Here is a 1705-nt window from a genome sequence, read left to right as displayed (position 1 = left end):
AGGAGGCAGGGCTGATGCGGTAGAACTAGCCTGACGATGACCTACTTTCACACTGGTTGCAGCACTATCATCGGCGCAAAGTCGTTTCACGGTCCTGTTCGGGATGGGAAGGGGTGGGACCAACTCGCTATAGTCATCAGGCTTAACTTGTCGGCAATCCGTCCGCGCCATGCCCTTGCATGCCCGCGCAACGTACTGCCCAATCCGGAAGAAGTCGCCTGCGTCGCGGCAGGCGTTCGATTTATCTTGTGTGGTATGACTTGTTACTGGCAGGCGTGATGCTCATGTCAATCATGGCACACCCTCTACTCTTGCTTCCATTCCTGTCAAGGTTATAGAGACAAGCCGCACGGGCAATTAGTACTGGTTAGCTTAACGCATTACTGCGCTTCCACACCCAGCCTATCAACGTCCTGGTCTCGAACGACCCTTTTGGGAGATCAAGTCTCCGGGAAGTCTCATCTTGAGGCAAGTTTCCCGCTTAGATGCTTTCAGCGGTTATCTCTTCCGAACTTAGCTACCCGGCTATGCCACTGGCGTGACAACCGGTACACCAGAGGTTCGTCCACTCCGGTCCTCTCGTACTAGGAGCAGCCCCCCTCAAACTTCCAACGCCCACGGCAGATAGGGACCAAACTGTCTCACGACGTTTTAAACCCAGCTCACGTACCACTTTAAATGGCGAACAGCCATACCCTTGGGACCGGCTACAGCCCCAGGATGTGATGAGCCGACATCGAGGTGCCAAACTCCCCCGTCGATATGAACTCTTGGGAGGAATCAGCCTGTTATCCCCAGAGTACCTTTTATCCGTTGAGCGATGGCCCTTCCATACAGAACCACCGGATCACTATGTCCTACTTTCGTACCTGCTCGACTTGTCAGTCTCGCAGTTAAGCACGCTTATGCCATTGCACTATTAGCACGATGTCCGACCGTACCTAGCGTACCTTCGAACTCCTCCGTTACACTTTGGGAGGAGACCGCCCCAGTCAAACTGCCTACCATGCACTGTCCCCGATCCGGATAACGGACCAAGGTTAGAACCGCAAACAAACCAGGGTGGTATTTCAAGGTTGGCTCCACGGCAACTGGCGTCACCGTTTCATAGCCTCCCACCTATCCTACACAGATTGGTTCACAGTCCAATGCAAAGCTACAGTAAAGGTTCATGGGGTCTTTCCGTCTAGCCGCGGGTAGATTGCATCATCACAAACATTTCAACTTCGCTGAGTCTCGGGAGGAGACAGTGTGGCCATCGTTACGCCATTCGTGCAGGTCGGAACTTACCCGACAAGGAATTTCGCTACCTTAGGACCGTTATAGTTACGGCCGCCGTTTACTGGGACTTCAATCAAGAGCTTGCACCCCATCATTTAATCTTCCAGCACCGGGCAGGCGTCACACCCTATACGTCCACTTTCGTGTTTGCAGAGTGCTGTGTTTTTATTAAACAGTCGCAGCCACCAGTTTATTGCAACCCCTTCATCCTTCTGGCGCAGGCCAGTCAAACTACCAGGGCGTACCTTATCCCGAAGTTACGGTACCAATTTGCCGAGTTCCTTCTCCCGAGTTCTCTCAAGCGCCTTAGAATACTCATCTCGCCCACCTGTGTCGGTTTGCGGTACGGTCTCGTTAGACTGAAGCTTAGAGGCTTTTCTTGGAACCACTTCCGATTGCTTCGCAGCTTAAAGCCGCTCGTCCC

At 53.0% G+C, this 1705-nt stretch carries 2 rRNA genes; both read right to left on the bottom strand.

Annotation, left to right across the window (positions count from 1 at the left end):
- Nucleotides 1-28: 28 nt before the first annotated feature.
- Nucleotides 29-141, bottom strand: a 5S ribosomal RNA gene (gene rrf / locus FH061_RS30095).
- A gap of 195 nt (nucleotides 142-336) precedes the next feature.
- Nucleotides 337-1705 (bottom strand): 23S ribosomal RNA (locus FH061_RS30090); the annotation flags it as partial.

It is taken from the genome of Noviherbaspirillum aerium, assembly GCF_008929045.1.
GTDB lineage: Bacteria > Pseudomonadota > Gammaproteobacteria > Burkholderiales > Burkholderiaceae_D > Noviherbaspirillum > Noviherbaspirillum aerium.
The sequence above is the reverse complement of the archived record's forward strand: the minus strand, read 5'-3'. Positions and strand labels throughout refer to the sequence as shown.